The sequence below is a fragment of the Psychrobacter sp. 1U2 genome, assembly GCF_051847575.1.
Map to the genome: position 1 here is coordinate 1 of NZ_JBPYDC010001008.1, position 742 is coordinate 742.

The following is a 742-nucleotide window of genomic DNA, read 5'->3' on the forward strand; positions in this document are numbered from 1 at the left end:
TTGAGTTTTTTGGTTGCGCACTTGGTGTGATGTTTTTAGCAAGGGAAGTAGCAATTGGCGGTAGCAACCGGCATTGCTGACCGATATAGGTAATGTCGAGTACATCAAAAGCGCATGCCAAAGTATCTTCTAATAAAGGTTGACCCTGCTTGGTCGTATTCATCGATTGATAACGTAAATCCGAGATGCTCATGACGGTATAAACAGGCTTATTGACGCCTTTAAAAAGCATCAATTGCCCAACCAAATCCGCTCCCGGATAATAAAGCCAATCGCCAGTAATCAATACCGCATCTACCGATAGCTCGTTAATTGTCGCCACAAGCTTGCGTATGTGTCGCGGTTTGCCACTATACAATCCAATACGTAAATCTGCTAATACAGCTACGGTCATGGCTGCTTTTAAGTCGATATCTACTGTCTGACGATGTATACGCAAGCGATTGGGCTGCACGATAACCGTATAAAAATACAATCCCATAGCTACTAATGCGATTAATACTAGCGATAATGGTAACTGCGCCACTACTGAAGTCACGATTTGTGTTCGATCGATGATTAATAGTAGTGCCCAGATCGGCATGGTGTAGGCGGCATAATATAATGCCAATTTTGGCCAAATGCGCATAAAGCGCTTACTGGGGTTGGCATTAAAGGTTTGTATTCCTGACCACAATACCACGTACGCTAACAGTGCTGTTGCGGTAAGCATACTTAGCGTATAGAGGGTGTGGTCAATCAT

General features: G+C 43.7%; 1 pseudogene. It reads right to left on the minus strand.

Annotation, left to right across the window (positions count from 1 at the left end):
* Window positions 1-712: pseudogene (locus ACS8FD_RS20060) on the minus strand (hypothetical protein); the annotation flags it as partial.
* Window positions 713-742 lie beyond the last annotated feature (30 nt).